The organism is Olsenella urininfantis, from assembly GCF_900155635.1.
GTDB classification, from domain to species: Bacteria; Actinomycetota; Coriobacteriia; order Coriobacteriales; family Atopobiaceae; genus Olsenella_G; species Olsenella_G urininfantis.
This window is the reverse complement of record NZ_LT732540.1, coordinates 464294-487499: the sequence shown is the minus strand read 5'-3', so window position 1 is coordinate 487499 and position 23206 is coordinate 464294. Positions and strand designations below refer to the sequence as shown.

Here is a 23206-nt window from a genome sequence, read left to right as displayed (position 1 = left end):
GATATGGCTGGCATGTTCTCCACCAAGGGGCGCTACGCCCTGCGCGTCATGGGAGACCTCGCCACCCACGAGGGATGGGTCTCCCTGGGCGACGTGGCCCAGAGGCAGGGCATCTCGCGCAAGTACCTGGAGCAGGTGGCCTCGCTCATGCACAAGGCGGGCTACGTTGAGAGCCTGCGCGGCAAGGGCGGCGGATACCGGCTCACCAAGAGGCCCGAGGAGTACACCCTGGGCGGCATCCTGCGCGCGGCGGAGGGCTCGCTTGCGCCCGTGGCCTGCCTGGACTGCACCAACGACGAGCTGTGCCCGCAGATAGAGACCTGCCCCACCGTGAGCGTGTGGAGGGACCTGGGCCGCGTGACGGCCAGCTTCCTGGACAGCAAGACCCTGGCGGACATCGTCCGCGAGGGCGGCGACGCGGCCGGCGGGCTCTGCTAGCGGGTGGTCCCCGCGCTGCGGCACCGCCACGGCACCTCTCGCCACGAAACCGTCGATGTGTGTAGCAATTCCGCCACCACAGCCGAGATGTGCGTAGCTTCTTGCCCCAAACGGACCCCGAAGCTACGCACATCTCGCTTTTTGTGGCGGGACGTCAGCGATGCCGCGCTAACCCGGCTTCCCCCATGGTCATCGCAGCTATGACTCATACCTCGGCACGCTCGCAAGGGACGCGAACCCACAAAGATGTCAACCCGTTACGAGGAGGTTGGCTCATGTCGACGAGGAGTCGCTCGAGAGCATCGACGCGCGCATCGCGCAGCTCCACACGCACCACCGCGACGAGGTGGCGCGACACGAGAAGAGGGATCGCGCGGCCCGCGCCTGCGCGTGCACCGTGCTCGGCTCATGCGGCAACTGGCGCTCGCTCGACCCCGGCAGGTTCGCCACAACGCACCCGAGGCCGAGGCGGCACCCGACGACGATACCGAGGGGTTGGGCGACCGTGAGCGTGAGAGGAGCTAGGCTCCGCAGGCGCTCGGGGAACGGGCGATGGCAGCCTCTGTACAGCAGAGAGCTCAGCGACGAACGCCACGCGTGAGGAGGGCCCCAACACGAGCATCCACGCCGGCGAGCGGGAGGCGATGCAGCGCAAGCGCTACCAAGACGTGACTGTGCGGCGATACCGCCCTGTCACGATTGACAACGAGCCGTCTCCCACGAGGGGCGACGACTGGCTCGAGTTGTGAGCGTCGGACAAAGCGTGAGAACCTCCCCCGGAGGAGAGGAGGCCCGGCATGTGCGTGAGGGTCAGCCCGCTCACGGAGGACAAGGCGCGGTCCGTGCTCGCCACGCGCGGCATCAGCAGCGGCCGCTCTATCCGTTACATAGAGGCACCGGACCCCACCCGCAACGCACGGCCGTCCGGTGCGCGGGTGCCTATCTATAATCCCGCTCCTGCCATGGGCACGGCCTCCACGCCCAACTAGCGATGCCTTGATTGGCTCGAGTGCGGGAGATCGTCATCAACGTCATCGCGAAAGCACACCCTGTGGATCCTCTTCGGATTCCCGATTCTGTACGAAATACCGAAGGGGGTCACCATTGTCTCGCTGATCCAGACGCGCCTGTGCTGCTTGAGTCCTGGACCGCACGCCTGATTCCTCCAGTGCCCACGCCGGTAGTGAACGGTTGGGGGCTCATGATGCCCGGCTCCGCGCGCTTCGTGCTCGCCTGCATCCCCAATTGTGACTCTCGAGACAGGGGTGACCGAGCGCACCGTCTTGCGCGGACGCGATTCGCTTCTCCGAGGAGCTCGCCTCTCCGGAGAAGCGTCTCCCCTCGTGACAAATCTGTCCGGACCGCTTCCTCGGACCTCTTTGCACGCGTTGACAATAAAGGACAGGAGCCTCCTCGCCCCCTCAACGTCGGCGCAATCCGTAAGGGAAGCCGTCTTGATAGAGTCCCCGTCCTCGAAGAACACGACATCCTCCACAATACAGACCGGGTAGGGAATCCTCGTGAGCGGCTCGGTGCAGCCCCTGCCCGCCCACCATACATTGTCATCGAATACAAAGAGGTGGGCCCGGTCCATGAGGTCCTCGAACCTGTCTTCCTTACGATGCAGGTAGATGTTGGCGAGCGCTGTCACCTTGCGCAGAACGCCCTGATAGGGCTTCACCTCCGCGTACCTGCCCGGATGCCTCGATACCTCCCTTTCGACCTCCTTGTCAACGTCCTTTTCGAGGAGCTTCCCCCTGACGTACTCGCGCACGTCCTCAGGATAACCTGAGAGGTACCTCTCCTCAAGCCCAGCCCTCCTGTTAGCGTTATGGTCGTCCGTGACGACCCCTCCGACGTTCCCTTGGGAATGAGAGAGTGACTGCTCGAGGGTGCTCTTCATGCGAGCGATATCCGGTTTTTCCTTTTTTGACTTACTGTTTGGCATGTGGGCGGGAGGGACAACGTACTCGATGGCCCTTCTACTCGGACGAGTGTGCTTGACAGTCTTTCCACTCGGGCGTATGCCATCGGACGACGTCTCGCGACGATCAGAGCCTTCGACGTGCTTAGGTGATCTGTTAGTCCTTATGCCGTCGAGGTAGAAGGTCCACTTAAGGTCATGCGCCCTCAGGATCTGGAGCATGGTCCGGTCACCCACATACTTGCCGTCGGTATCGTAGAGGTGGTAAACCTCGTCGAAAGGCTTGAAGGCATCCCACCGTGTGGGAGTACGTGGGGAAACCTCCCCCTCCGGTAGATGCGCAATATCCCTCGCGGTGACGTTGTGAAGCCACACCGTTCTGATGCCGTCGGTTGGCTCGACGGCGTCCCAGGGTAGAGAGGACGTTTTGCGCGCAGCGACCCTTGCCTCGAGGGAATAGCCGTTTTCGATCTCGTCCCACGTCATCCAGCCGAGGGAGCTCCCGTCCGAGTCGAGAAGCTCGTACTTATCCAGGCGGAAGAGCTCCTCCGCCGTGGTGTCATACCCTGCCGCCACTAACGCGTCACGTATCGAAATCAAGTTCGTCCCCCCGAATTGATGGTCCGAGCATTTCGTGCTTTTATTTTAGCTCTCACAGATTGCTGCTGGTCCATCTCGAGACCCGGGACGAGTCCACATGCTCATCCAGTTTAGCCGCCTTTGAACAGTAGTGTCGACGCCGGTCCTCAAGAGCTGTCCGCTCAGATGGGAGGTCAACATATGCATGAGGATCAACCCGCTCACGGAGAACGAGGTGCGATTCGTACTCTTTGCGCGCGACATGGAAGGCGACCAGGTCATCCGTTGCGTCGAGGCGTTGAACCCCACCATCCTGCAAACCCACGCGCCACGGAATTAACGCATGGCGGCACCAGGCACACGTGCAGGCCGCAGTCTTACGGCAATCAGACTCGCGTTGCTGCTGCGCATGGGGCTAAATCGCGATAAAACAAAACCCCGCATCCGCATTTCCGCAGATACGGGGATTATTTGTGGTGGGCGTTATAAGATTTGAACTTATGACCTCTTCCGTGTCAGGGAAGCGCTCTCCCCCTGAGCTAAACGCCCGAACATGTACCGCTGCACTTGGGGTCTCGCGCAGCGCGTTAGCTACTATAAACGATAGATTCGCCCCATGCAAGGGAGAATTTCGAGATCCGCGCAGATCGTCTTCTCTCCCCTGCCAGGCCGCCCGCAGCCGAGCCCTACAGCCCGGCCCACATGCGGTACATGCAGCGGCTGACCTGCTCCTCCCTGAAGCGAACCGTCAGGGAACAGGGGAACAGCCTATACAGAAGGCTCGCCAAGCTCAGGCAGTGCCAGTGACGCATGCGCCTCATTACTCTTCCCCACATTCCCTGAAGCCGGGACCCCCACCTCGAAGGGGAAGGTCCCAACACGGTTGAACGCGGCGATAAACATCCGAATGGCATTCGAGGGTGTAGTCCCGATCTGCTCGGTCGCCTGGAAGAAGCGGTCCTTCTCCGTAGGCATGACCTTCGCGACGATCGGGGTCATCTTGTCCTTCATGCGCTTTCCTAGATCCGTTTATGGCCCTGAGCCCACCCTCGGCGGGCTTCGTGCTGCGTTTAGAGTACGACTTAGTATAACTAGGTATTCTTTTGTCTTACCGCTCAAACCAAAGATAATCTACGACGCACGAATATGGAGAAGGTATTTCCGCACGCCAGCAAGCGGTAGCAAAAGAGGGACGAACGGCACGGCCCCTTGACCGACGTTCGTCCCTCGCATATCGGCACGCCTTCGGGGCTTGCCCCCTCCGGGCTCTACCTGTGCCTCTGTTGCCCCTGCTGGTGTCCCATGGGAACGCGTATCTCGCCCGCATGGACCTTTGTGCCCGACTTGCCCGCGCGCAGCCCTCCCAGACGCCTCACGAGGCGCCACCAGCGGTCGTGCAGAGTGCCATGCCCGCCCGAGCGCAGGCCCAGCAGGGGCACCGTCACCAGCGTGGGCAGGAAGTACTCCAGCATGCGCCACACCACGTATCCCGCCGCCACCGCTCCGTTGAACATCCCCGCAAAGAGGAAGGCGAAGCCCCCCTCCGCGCCAAAGGTCCCGCCCGGAAGGGGCACGGCCGAGGTGAGCAGCTCCAGCATGGACCCGCAGGCGAGGCAGGTCAGCAGGTTGGCAGGCTGGCCAAAGGCCCTCAGCACGAAGTACGGCAGCGCATAGAGGCAGCCCAGCTGCACCAGGGTGAGCGCCAGTGTGAGCAGCATGCCCGCCACGTTCTTGGAGGCTGTCTTGAAGCCCTCCGAGAAGTCCATCACCTGGCCGTTGATGACCTCATGCCAGTGATCGTAGTTCTTGAGCCTGCCGCGCCTGTTGAGGAAGTCCAGGATGGAGTTGCCCACCCTGGCAACGAAGCGCGGGCTGAGGCAGGCAAGCAGCAGCGCGCCAACCTCCAAGATCTTGAAGCCAAAGAGGAAAGCGCCCACCAGGAACACGTCCCCGTAGGTGTCCACGAAGTAGCCGTAGCGGAAGACCAGCATGATGGCCGCGAAGATGCCCTCGGCAGCCTCGTACACTATGAAGCGCGTGTACTGCAGGGCGCCGGCCCCTCCCACAGAGAGGCCCGCCCTGGTCAGGCGGAAAATCTGCGCGGGCGCGCCGCCGGCGCCGTTGGGCGTGAGGTTGGAGAAGAAGATGCCTGCCGCCTCCACGCTCATGAGGTCCCGAAGGCCCACCGGACAGCTTGGGTCCCCCACCACGGGCGTCACGTAGGCCAGGACGCCCAGCACGTAATACACCAGGTAGCAGACCATGCCAGCAACCACCCAGCTGCGGCTGATCCCGCCCAGGGCGGTCACGAACTCGTCTATCTGCCCCGTGAAGACGAGGTAGGCAAGGTAGGCCGCCGCGACCGCTGCCAAGAAGGCCACGCTCTTGCGCACGGAGCCGAAGCTCTCCCTCTCGGCATCGGCCTGGGCCTTGGGAACGGAGGCGGTGGCGGCGACCTTGACCTTGGGCACGTGCGGCTGAGAAGCGGGCCCCGCAGGTGTCGCGGGCGCCGGCCTGGCGGTGACGTCCTTGGGCGCCGCACTATGGGAAGACTCAGCCACGCTGCCCCTCCTTGGAGACGAAGCCACCACCTAGGCAGCGAAGTCCATCGTACACGACAACGCTCTGCCCAGGCGCCACGCGCCGCCGCTCTCGCTCAAACTCCAGGCTTGCCCAGGGGGCGTCGTGGCGCGCGTCTGGCTCCTGCGGAGAGACCCGCGCGTCCATGAGCTCGCCGGTGTGCCGGCAGCGCACCAGATAGTCGCCAGGCTCGGGTGCCTCCCCGGCTATCCAGCGCACGTCCTCCAGCTCGAGCGTGCGGCAGAGCAGCTCAGGGCAGTCGTGGTCTGCGCTCACGTAGACTCGGTTCTCCTCCACGTCCGTGCGCACCACGTAGCGCTTGGGGCCACCCCCCAGGTCAAGGCCCTTGCGCTGGCCCAGAGTGAAGAGGAAGGCCCCCTCGTGCTGCCCCAGGACCCTGCCCGTCTCCCACTCGACGACCTCACCTGCGCGCCTCTCGAGCGAGTCCAAGAGAAAGCTGCGGATGCCCACCTCCCCCACGAAGCAGATGCCGTCGGAGTCCGGCTTGCGCTCGATTCCCAGGCCCCTCTCGGCGCACATGCGCCTGACCTCGGCCTTGTCCCGTATGTCGCCCACGGGAAAGAGCGTGCGAGAGAGGACCTCCTCACCCACGCGCCAGAGGAAGTAGGTCTGGTCCTTGTGCTCGTCCTGCGCACGCAGAAGCCGTGTGCGCCCGCCCTCCGCACGGGTGCGGGCGTAGTGGCCCGTTGCCACGAGGTCCGCCCCCTCGGCAAAGGCCCGCTGGGCGAAGGTCCCAAACTTCACGGTCTGGTTGCACATGACGTCTGGGTTGGGTGTGTAGCCGCGGGCATAGGAGTCAACCAGGTAGTCCACCACGGTCTCCTTGTACTCCCGCTCGCAGTCCCAGACCTCAAGGGGAACTCCCAGCGTCACGGCCACACGCTCCGCGTCCGCAAGGTCGTCCGCCCAGGAGCACCTGAAGCCCGGAAGGTCCCGGCTCCAGTTGCGCATGTAGATGGCCCGCAGTTCATAGCCCTGCTCGATGATCAGGGCGGCCGAGAGGGCCGAGTCAACGCCGCCGCTCATCCCCAGAAAGACCGTCTGGCTCATCGCGCGCCACCCTCGCGGCGAAGGCGCGCGGACTCTGCGGCCATCCGCGCCTCCGTGAGCCCCAGCCTTGCCATCTCCCCAGAGACAGCGTCCTCGAGCGCCTCGGCCGCAAAGTCCAACTCCTCCTGGGTGCTGGGACGCCCCAGGGTGATGCGCAGGCTGCCCATGGCAACCTCCTCGGGCACCCCCAGGGCCGCCAGGACGTGTGAGACTCTCATGCGGCTGGCCGCGCAGGCAGAGCCCGTGCCCACGCTCACGCCGCGCCTCTCCAGCAGGATCACCAGGCGACGTGCCTCCAGCAGGGGGAAGCTCACGTGCAGCAGGTTGGGCAGGCGCCACTTGTCCTTGGACGGCCCTGCCACCCAGGCCCAGGGGAAGCGCCCAAGCAGGCGTACCTGGAGTCGGTTGCGCAGGCCGGAGAGTCGGGCAGCCTCCTCCTTGCGCAGCTTCTGGGCAAGCTCCAGCGCGCAGGCGAAGGCCACGGCCCCCGCCACGTTCTCGGTGCCGGAGCGCACGCCACCCTCCTGCCCCCCGCCCAGCACCAGGGGCCTCAGCACCACGCCGTCTGCGGCCCAGAGCAGGCCCACCTGCTTGGGACCGTAGATCTTGGCGGCAGAGAGCGTGAGCAGGTCCGCACCAAGGGAGCTCACGTTCACCGAGAGGAGCCCCGCCGCCTGCGAGGCATCCACGTGAAGCCAGATGGGACGACCCTCCCCTTCCCTGAGGCGGCGGGCCCTCTCGTCGCAGACGGCACGAGAGACCTCCCTCACGGGCTGTATGGCACCCACCTCGCCGTTGGCGAGCTCCAGGGAGACCAGGCCCACGCTGGCGTCCAATGCCGAGGCCACGTCCTCTGCGCGCAGGCGCCCGTCTGCCTGCACACCCAGAATCCTGTGCTCGCGAGAGCGCGCGCAGGCAAGGACGCTCTCGTGCTCTATAGAGTCCGTGAGGATGGCACCCTGCGACGAGGCCAGGGCCAGGTTGTTCGCCTCCGTGGCGCCGGCCGTGATGACCAGGTTGTCGGCGCGTGCGCCCAGGGCATGCGCCAGGCGCACGCGCGCGTCCTCGAGGTCTGCCTTGGCGGAGCGCGCCAGCGCGTAGGGTGCGGACGGGTTCCAGAAGCGCTCTCCCAGGTAGGGAAGCATTGCCTCTGCCACCTCAGGGGCCATGGGCGTTGCCGCGGCATAGTCCAGGTAGGACTCCATCAGCGCGCGTTCCCCTCGTCCATCAGGTCATGGCCCACCACCAGGTTCTGGAAGCGGTTGGCCATGAACTCGTCCGTGTAGTGCTCGTCTATCCAGCACTCGAAGCCGTTGCGGGCAGGGGCGCCCGCCTCGCGAGCTGCCCTGCGCTGGAAGCTGCTCACCGTCATGAACACGTCCAGCGAGAGATAGATGGCCAGCATGACCACGAATGCGACCTGGCGGTGCGTGAGCGGCTCCCCTACGAGGTAGAGAAGCTCCGGCATCACGTGCTTGGCCCAGACCAGCCCCAGAAGTCCCCACATGAGCAGGAAGCGCCAGGCAACCCATTGCGTTATGTGGTCAGGGAGGCCCAGGTAGGTCCAGGACTGGGCGTCGAAGAGGGCTTGCATCCCCCAGCCCGTGAGCTGCTCGAGGCCGCCGCCCACCAGGACGGAGGTCAGGAAGAGCTGGAGGTCAGTGGCACGGCTGCGGCGCTGGCAGAAGCTCAACAACGTGAGAAGCACCGCCCCCACCCCATAGAGCGGCGAGAAGGGGCCCCACACCAACCCCACGCGGCTCTGGGTGAGCCCCGCGGTGACGAACATCCAGACCTCCTCCAGGACCAGCCCCGCCACGGATCCGGCAACAAAGATGAACACCGCCTGATACCAGCCGAAGTCCATGCGGTCCAGGTACTCCTCCACGGCCAGGGCACGGGCGCGGTGCACCTCCTGGCGATACGTCCTGCCAAGACGCTCCCCGCGTAGGCGCGCCGCAACCGCCTGCTCGCTGAGCCTCCTGTGGTCAACGGCGTTCTGGAGGTCCCTGCCACGCCCAAGCCAGATCCAGAAGCTGCGCGCGGCCAAGAAGCCCAGGCGCAAGACCAAGAGCAGCACAAGCAGGGTGAGAACGCTGTAGAACATGCCACTCCTCTCCCGCATGGAAGGTCATCTTGAATGCCCAACTAGGATAGCGCATGGCCCCATGGGGCCCAAAAGGGGCGTCAGCTCTCCTCATTTGATGCACGACACCTACCTTGAGCTGGCAATTCCCAATAATTTCAAATTATTGGGAATTATTGCTTGCATCCTCGCTGAGCCTCACGTATATTATTCCTCGCGTTCGCGGGCTTGGCGCAGTTGGTAGCGCGCCACCTTGCCAAGGTGGAGGTCGCGGGTTCGAACCCCGTAGCCCGCTCCATGCGAACTCAAAGGCCGGTTTCGATCGGCCTTTTTCATACGGCGAGATGGCCAAGTGGTAAGGCAGAGGCCTGCAAAGCCTTTATCCCCGGTTCGAATCCGGGTCTCGCCTCCAACGAACGCAACAGGGACGCCCACTTCGGTGGGCGTCCCTCATTTTGCGCGGCGCATTGGCGTGGGGCCTAGGGCCAGGGGGCCTGGTCAGGATCGGTAGGGCCGGGCCCCAGAAGCTTCACTATGCGCACGCGCGTCCCGCGCCCGGCGGCGCGCCTCTCTATGGTCACGGAGTCTGCCAGCAGGCGCATCAGGCGTATGCCACGCCCACGCTCGCTGTTCTCGGACACGTCAGGGATACCGTCACCATCCGTCAGCTCAAACCCGCAGCCACAGTCCGTGACGTCCACCAGCACGCGGTCCGCATAGCACTCGAGCGCCACCAGGGCGCAGTCACAGCCGCCGGAGTGGTCCACGGCGTTGCCGATGGCCTCCCCCACCGCCAGCGTGAGGTCGAAGAGGGCATCAGGGGAAAGCCTCACGCGGCCCAGCAGCTCCTCGACGCGCGAGCGCGTGGCCGAAAGGTCATGGGGGTCTATGCGCACCACCCGATACCACAGGGGTACCGCGGAGGGGTCAAGCTCCTGCACGGCGGGGCGCGTCCCCACCCCCGAGACGGGTGCGAAGTCAACCAGGCGAGAGAGACGCAGGGAGCGCAGGACCCTCTCACTGGCATTGGTGATGGAGATGAGGCCGCCAGCCGCGCGCATGCGGCGGACCTCCCTGAAGACGAGGCCCATGCCCGCGGAATCTATGTAGCTGGCCTGCGCCATGTTGAGCACGATGCGCTTGCAGCCGCCGTCTATGATGCGGTCAAGCTGGTCCCTGACGCGCGCCACGGAGGCAACGTCAAGGTCCGCGTCAAGGGGAACCAGGGCTATGTCTGGACTGACGTTCATGCGGCTGTTGTACCCAAATGCCCGGACGCTAGTCGCATGCGGGCGCGTCCGCGGCGCCCAGGGCGTCAAAGCGCAGGCAGACCATGGCAACGTCGTCTTCCAGGCTGCGCCCGGTGAAGCCGTCAAGGACGCCCAGCATGCGGTCGAGGAGGCCGTCGAACCCTCGTGGCGCCTGGCTCATCACGGCGTCCCTCAGGCCATCCTCGCCAAAGAAGCTGCCATCCTGGGCACGCGCCTCGGTGGTGCCATCCGTGTAGAGCAGGAGCATGTCGCCCTCAGAAAGCCTCACGCGGCCGTTGCGGTAGCTCATCTCGTGGAAGGCGCCAACTACGCCGGACTGTACGTCCAGTGCCTCTATCTCGCCCGTGGAGGCCCTCACCAGGATTGCGGGAGGATGCCCTGCCGAGCAGTAGCTGAGCGTGGCCGTGCCCAGGTCCACCACGCCCACGAAGAGCGTGGCAAAGGTCTCCATGCGGGAGAAGCCCAGGAGGAAGTCGTTCAGCAGGCGCACCATGCGCGCGGGAGAGAGCCCCTGCCAGGAGTACGCCCCCAGCGCCGTCTTCACGGCCGCGGAGACCGAGGCCGCCTCGACCCCCTTTCCCGAGACATCGCCCATGATGACGCAGGCCCGCTGCCGGGGAAGGCGGATGAGGTCGTAGAAGTCGCCCCCGATGACGGCGGTGGCGGTGGCGGAGGAGTAGATGCCCTCCGCGGAGATGCCGGGCACCTTCTGGAGCTCGTTGCGCATGCCGGTCTGAAGCGCCTGAGAGATGCGCTGGTCCTGCCGGCGGGCCTCCTGGCCCAGGGAGAGCTCGCGCACGTCGCGCACCACCTCGCGCAGGAAGGCCAGCTCGAGGTCATCCAGGGGCTCCGCGTCCTCCGCCCTCAGGAGCAGGCAGCGCCTCCTGGCCCCCTGGAGCATTCCCAGGTCGAGGTAGACGCCCGCGTCAGGGACATTCCGCTCGCGCAGCCAGCCAGAGAGCTCCGGGCGCTCCGTGACGGGCTGCACCACGGACTCGGGGCCATCCTCCTCTACCGAGGCGGGCAGCAGCGCGGCGGGCAGGTCGAACGTGCGCCCGCCCAGCTCGAGCTCCAGCTGGGAGCTGCCACGAGAGGAGCGACGAAACACGCCCGGGATGACCTCCAGCTCCTGGCAGACGCGAGAGAGCATCTCCTCGAAGTGGCTGGCGTCAGCCCCGTCCTGGCCCATGAGCGCCTCTCGCAGGGAGGAGGCCACGTTTGCCAGATGGTGCTCCTTGCGCGAGCGCAGCGTGGAGAAGGCGCCGGCAAGCTGCACCGAGAGGTACTGGGCCACGGCGTCCAGAAGCTCGCTGTCCTCCCTGCGCGTGGGGTGCAGCTGCTCCCAGCCCACCTCCATGAGGGCAATGACGTGGCCGCCAAACCAGATGGGAACGACCACGAAGCTCGCGAAGGGCGGAAGCACCGAGGCGCGCACCCGATGCACCTCTTGCGTGCCCTCGTCCACCACGCTGCGCCAACTGAGCCGGCCCTGCCTCAGGTCCTGGCCCTCGGGCGGCAGCACGCGCGCCCTGAGGGCGCGCCCCGCACGAATGGCAAGTGCGTCTATGGTGCCACCCAGAGGTATGAAGCGGGGCACGCGGGCGCCCTTGAGGGAAGAGCTGGTGCCCCTCAGGTGGTAGCCATCGCGTTCGGCTATGTAGAAGACGGTGCCCGAGGCCTCCATGGTCTGGGTGATCTCCTCCAGCACACGCTCGAAGAGCACGCCCACGTCGCTGGAGTCCAGGGTGTCAAGGACTATGCCCAGGGTCCCCGAGAGCCGCCTGTTGGCGCGCGAGAGCTCCTCCACCAGGCGGTCACGCTCGCTGCGAGCGGCCTGGTCCATGTGGGTCTCGTGCGCCAGCAGAAGGTAGGTCTCCCCCGCCGAGGCTATGAGGTCGCACCTGAAGGTGAGCTCGAGCAAGCTGCCGTCTGCGCGCGAGAGGGAGACCCTGGATACCTGGCCGTCCAGGAAAAAGGGCAGGGACCTCAGGTCGTCCACCGAGAAGAGCGCGAGCACGCTTTCGCCCACGAGGCTCTCCCCCGCCACAAACAGCAGCGCATCGGCGACCTCGTTCGAGAGGAGGATCTTCCCCGCGGCGTCAAAGGCCAGCGCAGCATCGCTCGTCATGGCGAGGAAGCCCGAGAGGGCCGCGCTCACGCTGCGCTCGCCGATGCCATCCACCCTACGCACGATCGAGTTGCCTGCCATGGCAGTCGCCCGCCTTCATATAAGAAGAGGGCCTCCCGCAGGAGGCCCTCGAACCATCGTGGTGTCGGAGGCGGGACTTGAACCCGCACGACCTTTTAGTCAGTCACTAGCACCTCAAGCTAGCGCGTCTGCCAATTCCGCCACTCCGACATGGCTTGCTGCGTTGCAGCAAGGAGTACTATAGCATCCGCCTCTGGCCCGTGGCAATAACTTTTTTCGCCACTTTCCAAATTGGTTCTTTGCCCAGCTCAGATGGGCAGGACGGATGCACGGGAAGCTACTCCTTGGCCCAACCGATGTTCTCGGAGGGAGTGGTCTGCAGCAGCGAGGGACCCCAGTTGGCCAGGCCGGCCTTGCAGGCGATGGTGTCTGCGCCTGCGAACAGGGGGATGAAGGCATAGGACTTCAGGGCCTCCTTCTCGGCGGCGTTGAAGGCCTTCATCTGCTCCTTGTGGTCGGCCATGCCGGTGACGGCGAGGAACTTGGCGTCAAGCTCGGGCGAGCCGCAGTGGGTGAAGTTAGAGGAGCTCTCGGAGCCGAAGATCTGGCCGCCATTGTTGTAGGTGGCAGAGCCCGAGGACCAACCAAAGAGGAAGATGTCCCACTCGCCGCCCGTAAGGGTCTTGGAGAACTCGGAGGCGGGCTTGTTGTCGATGGTCAGGTTGATGCCTGCGTCCTTTGCCATCTTCTGGATCGCTGCGGCACGGTTCTTGGTGACGTTGGAGTCACCGATGGTCATGAAGGCGAAGGTGACCTGCTTGCCGTCCTTGGCGTAGTAGCCGTCGGAGCCCATCTCATAGCCGGCTGCCTCAAGGGTCTTCTTGGCGGCCTCGGCCTGGGCCTCGGCGGTGGTGTTGGCCGCGACGTCCTCAGGCAGGTTGTTGTCGTAGCCATCCATCCAGGGGCTGATCATCATCGAGCCCATGCGCTCCTCGCTCCAGTTGACCCCCTGGTAGACGATGCCGACGATGGTCTCGGTGTTGATGCACTGCATGAAGGCCTTGCGCACGGCCTCGTCCTTCAGCCCCTCGCGGGTGGTGTTGACCTCGATGACGGCGATGGACTTGGAGTGAGCGCGACGGATCTCGGTGTTCTCCATGCCCACGAAGTTGGAGAGCATCTCGCCAGAGCCAGAGGCACCCAGCTCGGTGGCGTCGATCTCGCCGTTCTTGAAGGCGTTGAACATTGCCTGGGAGTCCATCTGCTTGAAGGTGATGGACTCGAGCTTCGCCTCGTCACCCCACCACTTCTCGTTGCGCTTGAAGGTGATCTGGGTCTCGTCGAAGGTGTCGACGACGAAGGGACCGGCGCCCCACTCGTTGTGGACCTGCATGTTCCAGCCGTTGTTGAAGGTCTCGGGGTCCGCGGCGCTGGGGTGCATGAAGGCGACGAGGGCCTCGTAGGGGTAGTAGGGCTGGGAGAAGGTGATGATGGCCTGCTTGTCCGTCTCGCCCTTGACGACGCTCTCGATCTGCTGGTAGCCATCGGTGGTGGAGGGGGTGTAGGCCTCGTTGGTGCCGTTCGAGCACTTCCACACGGCCTCGATGGCGCGCCAGTCGATGGGGGTGCCGTCGTTGAAGGTTGCCTTCTCGGCAATGTTGACGGTCACGACCTCCTTTCCGTCAACCATCTCCACGGAGGAGGAGTCGATGAAGTTGGGGTCGGGGGTGAACTTGGAGCCGGTGGCGTCAAGCTGGAAGTTGCCCGGCATGTAGAGGCTCCAGAACCAGTTGATGTAGGTGGTGTTGCCGTTGACGCTGTAGTAGTTGAAGTCAGGGCCGACCTCGGTGACGGAGAGCGTCAGGGTGCCGCCGTCCTTGACCTTGTCACGGCTCAGGGGGTTGTTGTAGGTCTTGCCCTCCTCGGGCAGGGGAAGCTTGTCAAGGGGCGTGGTTGCGGGCGAGCCGTTCTGGGGCTCGACGTCAGTGACCGGGGCGCTCGTGCCGCCAGAGCCGTTGGATCCGCCGCAGCCGGCGAGCCCCAGTCCCGCGAGGGCGGCAGCGGTGCCGGCCATGCCCACAAACGAGCGACGGCTGATGATGTTCGAAATCATGTCTCCTCCAATGTTTCTGCGTTGCTTACGCATGCCATCGAGCATGCACCCCATCGGATGCTTGCTCTATTTTATTTCAAAAAGTTACAAAATGCCCGAGAGTTCTGTGAGCTGCATTCAAGTTGAAACGTTTTCGGCCAAAGCTGGCGGCGCGATTGGTAGCAATCGCGCCGCCAGCGGCAGTTCCTAGATGAGGGCGTCCAGCTCGTCCACGATTTGCGCAAGTCTTGCCAGCGCCTCGTCCACGGCCCTGCCCGAGGCCATGTCCACGCCAGCGCCGGCAAGAAGCTCCAGCGGAGGCTTGGAGCAGCCGCCGGAGAGGAAGCCCAGATAGCGCTCGCGGGCAGGCTCGCCCTCCCTCAGGATGCCCTCCGAGAGGGCCACGGCCGCGGCGAAGCTCGTCGCGTACACGTAGACGTAGTAGTTGTAGTAGAAGTGCGGGATGCGCGACCACTCCAGCGCGATCTCCTCGTCGGTCTCGAGCGCGGGGCCGTAGTAGAGGTCGTTCAGCGCACGGTAGCGCCTGCTGAGCGCGGCCGCGCCCGAGCCCTCCCCTGACATCGAGGCGTTGTTCGCGTCACGCTCGAACTCCGCGAACATGGTCTGGCGGAAGAGGGTGCTCTTGAACTTCTCGCAGAGGCTGTCCAGCAGGTAGGCGCGCTCGGCGTCGCCCTGGGCGTGCTCCAGCAGGTGGTGCATGAGCAGCATCTCGTTGGTGGTGGACGCCACCTCCGCCACGAACATCTCGTAGGGCGCGTAGCGCTGGGGCTGCGCCTTGCTCGAGAGGTAGGTGTGCATGGAGTGGCCCATCTCATGGACCAGGGTGAAGACGTCGTCCAGGGTGCCCATGAAGTTGAGCAGGATCAGGGGCGTGAGGCCACGACCGCCTGAGGAGTACGCGCCGCTGGCCTTGCCGGGCGTCTCGTACACGTCGATCCAGCGCTCGTCTATCGCCTTGCGCACCACCGAGAGGTACTCCTCCCCCAGCGGGGCCAGGGCCTCGAGCATGAGGTCGCAGGCCTCCTCAAAGCTGTAGTGGCGCTCGGGCATCTTGACGATGGGCACGTAGACGTCCCAGTAGCGCATCCTCTCCAGACCAAGGGCGCGGGCGCGCAGGGCCATGTAGCGGTGCATTGCCGGCGCGTTCCTGTGCGCGGATTCGATGAGCGAGTCGAAGACGGCCAGCGGCACCTCGGTGGGGGCAAGCGAGGCCTCCAGGGTGGAGACGTAGTTGCGGGCGCTGGCGAAGAACTCGAGCTGCTTCATCTGCGCCGTGAGGATGGCGGCGCTAGTGTTCCTCATCTTGCCGTAGGTGCCGTAGACGCTGTGGTAGGCGCTCTCGCGCAGCGCGCGGTCTTCCTTCATGAGCAGGGGCCCGTAGCTGCCATGAGTGACCTCGTGCTCCTTGCCCTCGGAGTCAAGAGCGGGCGGGAAGCTGAGGTCCGCGTCGTTCAGCATGGAGAAGCAGACCTCGGGGCTGGCAGCCATCTCCTGGGCCTTGGCCAAGAGCGCCTCCCGGGCAGGGTCCAGGACGTGGTCTGCCAGGGCGCGGACCTTGTCCAGGGCGCGGCGGTAGAGCGAGAGGCCCTCGACGTCCTGGCACCACAGGTCGAGCTTGTCCCCGTCAAGGGACAGCAGCGCGGGCTGGAACCAGGCGGAGGCCTCCTCCATGCGAGCGTAGAGGGAGCGCATCTGGCCCATCAGGTCCTGGAAGCGGCTCTCGCGCGTGTCCTCGTCCGCACGGCGTGCAACGTACTCGTAGAGGCGCTCGAAGCGCAGGGTCTGCTCGTCCTCGAAGCGCAGGTAGGAAAGGAGGTTCTCTCCGCTGGAGAGGGCCTTGCCCTCCCAGCCGGCGATGAGGGCCGGGATCTCCTGGGCCGCCTCGAGCTCGGCGACGCACGCCTCCTCGCTCGCGAAGTAGCTGCTGGTGTCCCAGACGTACTGCTGGGGGATGTCAGCACGGGACTTGTACTGCTCTGCCATGTGAGCCTCCGTTCGCGCAAGCTGCGCAGTCAAAAAGAGAGGGGGGCGGCCCGCGCGTGGCAGGGCCGCCCCCAGCTTATACCCAGAATGAGGGCACCCCTGCCCTACTTGCCCAGCGAGGGAAGGAGGCTGGACGAGGAGACCAGCTTGCCGTGCTGGTAGACCAGGCGCTCGCGGGAGCGCTCCACCTTGGGGTCGGGGATGGGGATGGCCGAGAGGAGCGCCTTGGTGTAGGGGTCCTGAGGGTTGGTGAAGACCTCCTCGGTATCACCCTGCTCCACGATCTTGCCCAGATGCATGACCGCGACGCTGTCGGAGATGTGACGAATGACGGCGAGGTCGTGGGCGACGAAGAGGTAGGAGATCTTGAGCTGGACCTGCAGGTCCTCGAGCAGGTTGATGATGCCGGCCTGGATGGAGACGTCCAGCGAGGCGATCGGCTCGTCGAGCAGCAGGACCTTGGGCCTGGTTGCCAGGGCGCGCGCGATGGCGATGCGCTGGCGCTGGCCGCCCGAGAACTGGCTGGGGAAGCGGTCTACGTAGTCGGGGTTGATGCCCACGAGGTGCATGAGCTCGCCGATGCGGCTGTTGATGTCCTTGGAGGACCACTTCTGCGCACGCAGGGGCTCGGCAAGCACGTCATAGATGGGCATGCGGGGGTCGAGCGAGCTCATGGGGTCCTGGAAGATGACCTGCAGGTCCTTGCGAACCTCGCGCCTCTCGCGGTTGTTCCTGAGGTCCGCGGTGTTGCGGCCCAGGACGGTGATGCTGCCGTGCTCGGGCTTGACCAGGTCCATGATCTGCATGAGCGTGGTGGACTTGCCGCTTCCGGACTCGCCGACCAGCGCGAGGGTCTCCCCCTCGTGCAGCCTGAACGAGACGTGGTCCACGGCCGTCATGGTGCCCCTCTCCCTGCGGATGAGGCCCTTGCCCTGTACAGGGAAGGTCTTGACGAGGTCCTTGACCTCAAGCACCACGGGACGCTGGTCGCGAGGGACCTCGGCCCACTTGGCGGGCAGGGGCTCGAGTTCGGGATAGACCTCCTGGAAGCTCAGGTGGCGGTCACGGATCTCTGCAAGCTTGTGGCAGCTCACCAGGTGACCCTCGGAGGCGTCGATGGGCTCGAGGGAAGGCTCCACCTCGAAGCACTTGCCGCTGGCCATCGGGCAGCGCGGCGAGAAGGGGCAGCCCTTGGGGATGGCCGCCAGCGAGGGCGGGTTGCCCTTGATGGGAACCAGGCGGTGCTCGGCGGCCATGTGGGGCTTGGGCACGGCGCCCAGAAGGCCCATGGTGTAGGGCTGGGAGGGACGCGCGAAGACGGTGTCGATGCTGGAGCGCTCGACGGCGCAGCCGGCATACATGACCAGCACGTCGTCTGCGGTGCCGGCGATGACGCCCAGGTCGTGGGTGATGAGAACCACGGCGGCGCCTGTCTCGCGCTGAGCCACGGCAAGGACGTCCAGGATCTGTGCCTGGATGGTCACGTCAAGGGCCGTGGTGGGCTCGTCGGCGATGATGACGTCAGGGTCGTTTGCGATGGCGATGGCTATGACCACGCGCTGGCGCATGCCGCCGGAGAACTCGTGGGGATAGGCGTCCAGGCGATCCTCGGGGTTGGTGATGCCGACCATGCGCAGAAGCTCGATGCAGCGGGCGCGCTGCTCCTGCTTGGTCATCTGGGGGTTGTGGATCAGCAGGGTCTCCGCCAGCTGCTCGCCGATGGTGAACATGGGCGTGAGGGCAGACAGCGGGTCCTGGAAGATCATCGAGATGGACTTGCCGCGGAAGGCGGCCATCTCCTCGTCGGACTTGCCCACGAGCTCCTCGCCGTCGAACTTGACGGAACCCGCGACGCGAGCGTTGTCGTCAAGGAGGCCGATGAGCGAGAGCGCCGTGACGGACTTGCCGCTTCCGGACTCCCCAACGATACCCAGGGTACGGCCGCGCCAAAGGTCGAAGTTGACACCGCGGACCGCGTCGACCCTGCCTGCCTCGGTGGCGAAGGAGACCTTGAGGTTGCGGACGCTCATGATGGGGTCGCCCTCGGGCGCCCCCTTGGGTCCGTTGCCCTCAAGCAGCTCGTAGCTGAGGATCTGGTCCTGGGGAACCCAGCTGCCCCTCGTGCTTTCGTTTGCCATCTCGGCCATATCTTGCTCCGTTACTTGTCGTCTGACGTTGCGACGCCGTCGAAGGTGGGGCGCCGGCCTGCTGTGCCTGGGCTAGTTGCTGGAATCATCCTCGTCTGCGTCATCCTCGACGCTGCCGGCCGCACGTGAGTACGGGTCGAGGGCGTCGCGCAGGCCGTCACCGATGAGCTGCATGCTCACGCAGAGAACGATAAGGACGACGGAGGGGATGAGGACGATCCAGGGAGCGGAGAGCATCGCCGAGGAGCCCTGGCTCAGGAGGTAGCCCAGGGAGGTGTCCGGCGCCTTGATGCCCAGCCCCAGGAAGCTGTAGGCGGTCTCGGAGTTGATGCCGCCGATGACGCCCAGGACGGTGTCCAGGATCAGGATGGAGCCCAGGTTGGGAATCAGGTGGCGGACGATGGTCTTGAGCGGGGAGACGCCCATGTACTTTGCGGCGCGGACGTAGTCCCTCTCGCGCAGCGAGAGGGCCATGGTGCGCAGGGTCCTGGCGTAGCCGATCCATCCGAAGGCGGTGAGGCCCACGATCAGCATGGCCCAGCCCTGGGTGCCACTTGCGGCACGGACGACCATGGCCACCAGCAGGAAGCTGGGGATGATGAGGAGCATGTCCAGGAGCCACATGCCTATCTTCTCTGGGATGCCGCGCACGTAGGCGATGGAGGTGCCCACCACGGCGGCGATGATGGTGGTGAGGATGGAGTAGATGAGGCCGATGGCGAGGGAGCGGCCCAGGCCATGGACGACGCTGGCGAAGAGGTCGAAGCCGCCGCCGTCGGTGCCAAACCAGTGCGTTGCATTGGGCGGGACGTTGAGCGCCGTGAAGTCCGGGTCCGTGTAGGTGAAGGGCGCAATGTGGGGGCCGAAGATAGCCAGCAGCGCCAGAAGTGCGAGGATGACAAGGCCCGTCATGGCGCTGCGCTGGCGCACGAAGCGCCTGCCGATGAGCGAGAAGTAGCCGATGCGCTTGACCTCGCCGATGCCCGAGGCGCCCATCTCATCCGCGAGAAGCTCGAGCTCCGCGTTAGTGAGCTGAGCCTTCTTGGGCTCACTGTCGGTAGAGCCTTCCTGCATGCCTTTTTCCTCCATGGGAGCGTCCTGCCTGATTTCGTCTGACATCGCGCTCTCCTTAGCTCATCTTGATGCGGGGATCGAGCGCTGCGGCGAAGAGGTCCGCCAGGAGCGCGCCCACCAGCGTGCAGGCCCCGCTGAACGCCGCTACGGCAACGGCGCCATGGATGTTGTTGTTGTTGATGCAGTTGATGAAGTACTCGCCCAGGCCATGGATGGCAAAGATCTTCTCGGTCATGACGGCGCCCGTGAAGATGCCGGCGATGGAGAAGGCCACGCTCACTGCTGTGGGGATCAGGGAGGCGCGCAGGGCGTGCTTGCGGATCGCCTGCTTGCGCGTGAGCCCCTTGGCACGGGCGGTACGCACGTAGTCGGCGTGCATCTCGTCAAGAAGGTAGGTGCGCTGGCCCAGGTGGTATCCCACGGAGCTGATGATGGTGAGGACGACGGTGGGAAGTAGGATGTGCTGCAGGAAGTCGAGCAGCGCCATGAAGGGGTTGGTGCCGTCGTAGCTGGAGAGGCCCGTCACGTAGAAGAGACGCGTCCCCGCAAGCTGGTTCACCTCTATGGCGAAGAAGACTATGAGGATGGCGAGGACCACCGTGGGCACGACCATGAAGAGCGAGGCCATGCCACCGAAGAAGCGGTCCTGCCACTGGTACTGCCGCTGCGCCGTGTAGACGCCCAGGCTCACGCCAACCACGATGGAGATGACGGTCGCCAGGGTCATGAGCTGCACCGAGGCAGCGAGGCGAGAGGACATCTCCTCGTTGACCGAGGAGCCCGTGGGGGTCTTGCCCCAGTCCCAATGCGTGGCGATGTTGCCCAGCCAGGTCTTGTAGCGCTCCAGAATGGGGGTCTTGTCATTGAGGTTGGTCGCGTTCAGCGAGGCCTCGATGGACTCCTGGGGAGGCCTGGGGGTGCGGGACTCGTAGTTCGAACGTGGACTCATGAAGGCAGATGCCAGGAAGTACGTAAGCGAGGTGGCCACAAAGATCATCACCATGTAGCTCAACACACGCTTGGCTATGTACCCGACGAATCGCGCCATGGACGCTCCTCACACTTCGTTTCGCGCGCCAAAGGGCATGCGGAGAACGTGATGCAATGCGCACACGTCCCTCTCCTCAAACCGCGCCACCGCCGTTCTCAACATTGGCAAAGCCCAACAGGGGCGCAAGCAGCGCGCCTCCCCTCCCGGGCCCCATGCAGACTGCAGGGGGACGGGCGGGCAGACACGCACGACAACCTACAAAATGTTACCACTTATTGAATGCCGGCAACATTTGGAGACATTCGTAACGACTTTCAAGGCCATTCGTGGGTCTCCCAAAAACGCACAGAGCAGGTGCTGAGGTCCTAGATGATCCCCACGGGGAAGGTGAGGGCGAGGACGCAGAGGCAGAGGCCGAAGGCGACGGCCGTGATGATGGTGAGGCGATCGAGGTTCTTCTCCCAGACGCCAGAGCCGGCGGCGGAGTTGTAGAGCGAGGAGGCAATCATGTCAGAGACGCCCGTGCCTTTGCCCGAGTGCATGAGCACCAGGATGATCGTCGCTACGGCAGACAGCGCCATGATCACGAGAAGGATTACGTTCAAAACGCCCACGTTGTAGCTCCTTTTACCGGGGATCTGCCCCACATGGGGACAAATCCGCTTCCACACACAGCGAAAAAGCATATCACAGCGCTCGCGGGCACAGGGCTAAGGCAACGCGCCCTCCCTGCCATCTCCGCAGGAAGAGCGCGTTGCGCAGGCGTTTGTGCCGAAGCGGGCTACATGACGACCTTCACCATGGCGGCGAAGGAGTCTGCCTTGAGGGAGGCACCACCGACGAGGGCGCCGTCCACGTCCTCCTTCTCGAGGAAGCCGGCTACGTTCTCGGGCTTGGCGGAACCTCCGTAAAGGATGCGTATGCCATCGGCGGTCTCCTGGCCGAAGACCTCGGCGAGGGTCTTGCGGATGGCCCCGCAGACCTCCTGGGCGTCATCTGCCGTGGCGGTCTTGCCCGTGCCGATGGCCCAGATGGGCTCGTAGGCGATGACGTACCGAGAGGGGTCGTCAATGGTCAGGCCGGCGGTGTCGGCCTTGATCTGCTCCACGACGAACTCCACATGCATGCCGGCCTCGCGAACCTCGAGGGACTCGCCGCAGCAGCTGATGGGCACGATGCCGTGAGCCATGAGGGCCTTGGCCTTCTTGTTGATGTCCTCGTCAGTCTCGCCGAAGTAGCCGCGACGCTCGGAGTGGCCGATGATGCAGTGCGTGGCGCCGATGTTGGTCAGCATGCCAGGGGCGGTCTCGCCGGTGAAGGCGCCCTTCTCCTCCCAGTAGACGTTCTGGGCACCCAGGGCAAACGGGGCGCTCTCCTGCTCGATGACCTCGGACACGCCCTTGAGGTCAACAGCCGGGGGGCAGACGACGACGTCCACGTCGCCGGTGCCGGCCTCGAGCTCCTTGGCGAGGCCACGGGCCAGGACGACGCCCTCGCTGTAGGTCTCGTTCATCTTCCAGTTGCCAGCGATCATCCTCTTACGCATCGAGAAGCGCCTCCACTCCGGGAAGGGCCTTGCCCTCGACGAGCTCCATGGAGGCCCCGCCGCCCGTGGAGATCCAGCTCATCTTGTCGGCCAGGCCAAACTTGTTGATGGCGGCAACGGAGTCGCCGCCGCCGATGATGGACGTGCAGTCGGAGGCCGCGATGGCGCGGGCCACGGCCTCGGTGCCCTTGGAGAACTGCTCGATCTCGAAGACGCCCATGGGACCGTTCCAGAACACGGTCTTGGCGGCCTTGACCGCCTCGCAGTAGAGCTCGACGGTCTTGGGGCCGATGTCCATGCCCATGCGGTCCTCGGGGATGGAGTCGGAGGCGACGACCTCGCCCTCGGCGTCCTCGCCAAAGTGGTCGGTGACCACGTTATCCACGGGAAGCAGAATCTTGCAGCCCCTCTCCTCGGCCTTCCTCAGCATCTCCGCCGCGCGCTCGATCCAGTCGGGCTCCTGCAGGGAGGTCCCGACGGTCTTGTAGCCCTTGGCGAGGAAGAAGGTGTAGGCCATGCCACCGCCGATGACGAGGGTGTCGGCGGAGTCGATCAGGTGGTCGAGGACACCGATCTTGGAAGAGACCTTGGAGCCGCCGACGATGGCGACGAAGGGACGCTCCGGCTCGGCGAAGATGGAGGTGAGGGTGTCGACCTCCTTCTCGAGCAGGAAGCCTGCCACGGCTGGTATGTGGGCGGCGGGGCCAACCACAGAACCCTGGGCGCGATGGGCCGTGCCGAAGGCGTCCAGCACGAAGACGTCACCGTAGCTGGCAAGCCTCTCGGCGACCTCGGGCTCGTTCTTCTTCTCGGCCTTGAGGAAGCGGACGTTCTCCAGGACGAGGATGTCACCGGGCTTGACGGCGGCGACGGCCTCTGCGGCCTTCTCGCCATAGGTGTCGTCCACGAACTTGACGTCGTAGCCCGTGAGCTCGGCCAGCTTGTCGGCCGCAGGCCTCAGGGAGAGCTCGGGCTCGGGGCCATCGCCCTTGGGGCGGCCGAGGTGGCTCATGAGCACGATGCCGGCGTTGTGCTCCTTGAGATACTGGATGGTGGGGATGGCGGCACGGACGCGGGTGTCATCCGTGACCACGCCGTCCTTCAGGGGGACGTTGAAGTCAACGCGCATGAGCACGCGCTTGCCGGCGACGTCAATGTCGCGGACGGTCTTCTTGGTGAAAGCCATGTGCACTCCTTCTCGGTGCTGGGAGGACAGAAAAGGGGTGCGACCACGGCCCTGGGACCTGTGGCCGC

The 23206-nt window shown here is 65.0% G+C and carries 18 protein-coding genes and 4 tRNA genes; 4 read left to right on the top strand and 18 right to left on the bottom strand.

All coding sequences use genetic code 11. The annotated features are described in order from the left end of the window. Nucleotides 1-3: 3 nt before the first annotated feature. Together CZ375_RS02185 and CZ375_RS02175 are read left to right on the top strand one after the other, a co-directional pair. Complete coding sequence (locus tag CZ375_RS02185; RefSeq protein ID WP_077597682.1) at nucleotides 4-438, top strand: RrF2 family transcriptional regulator; 435 nt, start codon at nucleotides 4-6, stop codon at nucleotides 436-438. A 797-nt stretch (nucleotides 439-1235) separates the two neighbouring features. Further along, nucleotides 1236-1427, top strand: a complete 192-nt coding sequence (locus tag CZ375_RS02175; protein WP_077597680.1) for a hypothetical protein — start codon at nucleotides 1236-1238, stop codon at nucleotides 1425-1427. Here CZ375_RS02175 and CZ375_RS02170 read toward each other — a convergent pair. From CZ375_RS02170 to CZ375_RS02140, 7 genes are all read right to left on the bottom strand, one after another. After that, on the bottom strand, nucleotides 1424-2962 hold the full coding sequence (locus CZ375_RS02170) for an AcrVA2 family anti-CRISPR protein (protein ID WP_143803053.1): 1539 nt from the start codon (nucleotides 2960-2962) through the stop codon (nucleotides 1424-1426). The two genes, CZ375_RS02175 and CZ375_RS02170, sit on opposite strands and share 4 nt — an antisense overlap. 453 nt (nucleotides 2963-3415) lie before the next feature. Further along, nucleotides 3416-3490: transfer RNA gene (locus CZ375_RS02165), tRNA-Val, on the bottom strand. A 219-nt stretch (nucleotides 3491-3709) separates the two neighbouring features. Then, nucleotides 3710-3952 carry a type II toxin-antitoxin system RelB/DinJ family antitoxin gene (locus CZ375_RS02160; RefSeq protein WP_077597678.1) on the bottom strand — a complete coding sequence of 81 codons (243 nt, stop codon included), beginning with the start codon at nucleotides 3950-3952 and terminating at the stop codon, nucleotides 3710-3712. Between the two features lie 257 nt (nucleotides 3953-4209). Beyond that, on the bottom strand, nucleotides 4210-5502 hold the full coding sequence (locus CZ375_RS02155) for a lysylphosphatidylglycerol synthase transmembrane domain-containing protein (protein WP_077597677.1): 1293 nt from the start codon (nucleotides 5500-5502) through the stop codon (nucleotides 4210-4212). Further along, nucleotides 5495-6592, bottom strand: coding sequence for a tRNA 2-thiouridine(34) synthase MnmA (mnmA, locus tag CZ375_RS02150; RefSeq protein WP_077597676.1), 1098 nt, complete (start codon nucleotides 6590-6592; stop codon nucleotides 5495-5497). Before mnmA ends, CZ375_RS02155 begins: the two co-directional genes overlap by 8 nt. Continuing rightward, nucleotides 6589-7797 carry a cysteine desulfurase family protein gene (locus CZ375_RS02145; protein WP_077597675.1) on the bottom strand — a complete coding sequence of 403 codons (1209 nt, stop codon included), beginning with the start codon at nucleotides 7795-7797 and terminating at the stop codon, nucleotides 6589-6591. Before CZ375_RS02145 ends, mnmA begins: the two co-directional genes overlap by 4 nt. Further along, on the bottom strand, nucleotides 7797-8699 hold the full coding sequence (locus CZ375_RS02140; RefSeq protein WP_077597674.1) for a putative ABC transporter permease: 903 nt from the start codon (nucleotides 8697-8699) through the stop codon (nucleotides 7797-7799). The genes CZ375_RS02145 and CZ375_RS02140 overlap by 1 nt, the downstream gene beginning before the upstream one ends. A gap of 201 nt (nucleotides 8700-8900) precedes the next feature. Here CZ375_RS02140 and CZ375_RS02135 point away from each other — a divergent pair. Next, nucleotides 8901-8976: transfer RNA gene (locus CZ375_RS02135), tRNA-Gly, on the top strand. 40 nt (nucleotides 8977-9016) lie between these two features. Beyond that, nucleotides 9017-9090, top strand: a tRNA-Cys gene (locus CZ375_RS02130). A gap of 67 nt (nucleotides 9091-9157) precedes the next feature. On the opposite strand, the gene CZ375_RS02125 is transcribed toward CZ375_RS02130, so the two are convergent. The 11 genes from CZ375_RS02125 to CZ375_RS02075 form a co-directional block, all read right to left on the bottom strand. After that, nucleotides 9158-9928 carry an anti-sigma factor antagonist gene (locus CZ375_RS02125; protein ID WP_077597673.1) on the bottom strand — a complete coding sequence of 257 codons (771 nt, stop codon included), beginning with the start codon at nucleotides 9926-9928 and terminating at the stop codon, nucleotides 9158-9160. A gap of 28 nt (nucleotides 9929-9956) precedes the next feature. Continuing rightward, nucleotides 9957-12158 carry a GAF domain-containing SpoIIE family protein phosphatase gene (locus CZ375_RS02120; protein WP_077597672.1) on the bottom strand — a complete coding sequence of 734 codons (2202 nt, stop codon included), beginning with the start codon at nucleotides 12156-12158 and terminating at the stop codon, nucleotides 9957-9959. 59 nt (nucleotides 12159-12217) lie between these two features. Next, nucleotides 12218-12308: transfer RNA gene (locus tag CZ375_RS02115), tRNA-Leu, on the bottom strand. A gap of 127 nt (nucleotides 12309-12435) precedes the next feature. Next, nucleotides 12436-14211, bottom strand: coding sequence for an ABC transporter family substrate-binding protein (locus tag CZ375_RS02110; RefSeq protein WP_200799678.1), 1776 nt, complete (start codon nucleotides 14209-14211; stop codon nucleotides 12436-12438). A gap of 186 nt (nucleotides 14212-14397) precedes the next feature. Further along, a complete protein-coding gene (pepF, locus tag CZ375_RS02105) occupies nucleotides 14398-16194 on the bottom strand; it encodes an oligoendopeptidase F (RefSeq protein WP_077597671.1) in 1797 nt (598 codons plus the stop codon). Between the two features lie 104 nt (nucleotides 16195-16298). Then, nucleotides 16299-18341, bottom strand: coding sequence for a dipeptide ABC transporter ATP-binding protein (locus tag CZ375_RS02100; RefSeq protein ID WP_077597670.1), 2043 nt, complete (start codon nucleotides 18339-18341; stop codon nucleotides 16299-16301). A gap of 72 nt (nucleotides 18342-18413) precedes the next feature. Next, entirely contained in the window at nucleotides 18414-19460 is a 1047-nt protein-coding gene (locus tag CZ375_RS02095) for an ABC transporter permease (RefSeq protein WP_200799677.1), read from the bottom strand. Nucleotides 19461-19470: 10 nt separating this feature from the next. After that, on the bottom strand, nucleotides 19471-20463 hold the full coding sequence (locus CZ375_RS02090; protein ID WP_077597669.1) for an ABC transporter permease: 993 nt from the start codon (nucleotides 20461-20463) through the stop codon (nucleotides 19471-19473). 308 nt (nucleotides 20464-20771) lie between these two features. Next, nucleotides 20772-21020 carry a preprotein translocase subunit SecG gene (secG, locus tag CZ375_RS02085; RefSeq protein ID WP_200799676.1) on the bottom strand — a complete coding sequence of 83 codons (249 nt, stop codon included), beginning with the start codon at nucleotides 21018-21020 and terminating at the stop codon, nucleotides 20772-20774. 167 nt (nucleotides 21021-21187) lie between these two features. Then, nucleotides 21188-21952, bottom strand: coding sequence for a triose-phosphate isomerase (tpiA, locus tag CZ375_RS02080; protein WP_077597667.1), 765 nt, complete (start codon nucleotides 21950-21952; stop codon nucleotides 21188-21190). Next, nucleotides 21945-23138 carry a phosphoglycerate kinase gene (locus tag CZ375_RS02075; RefSeq protein ID WP_077597666.1) on the bottom strand — a complete coding sequence of 398 codons (1194 nt, stop codon included), beginning with the start codon at nucleotides 23136-23138 and terminating at the stop codon, nucleotides 21945-21947. Before CZ375_RS02075 ends, tpiA begins: the two co-directional genes overlap by 8 nt. Nucleotides 23139-23206 lie beyond the last annotated feature (68 nt).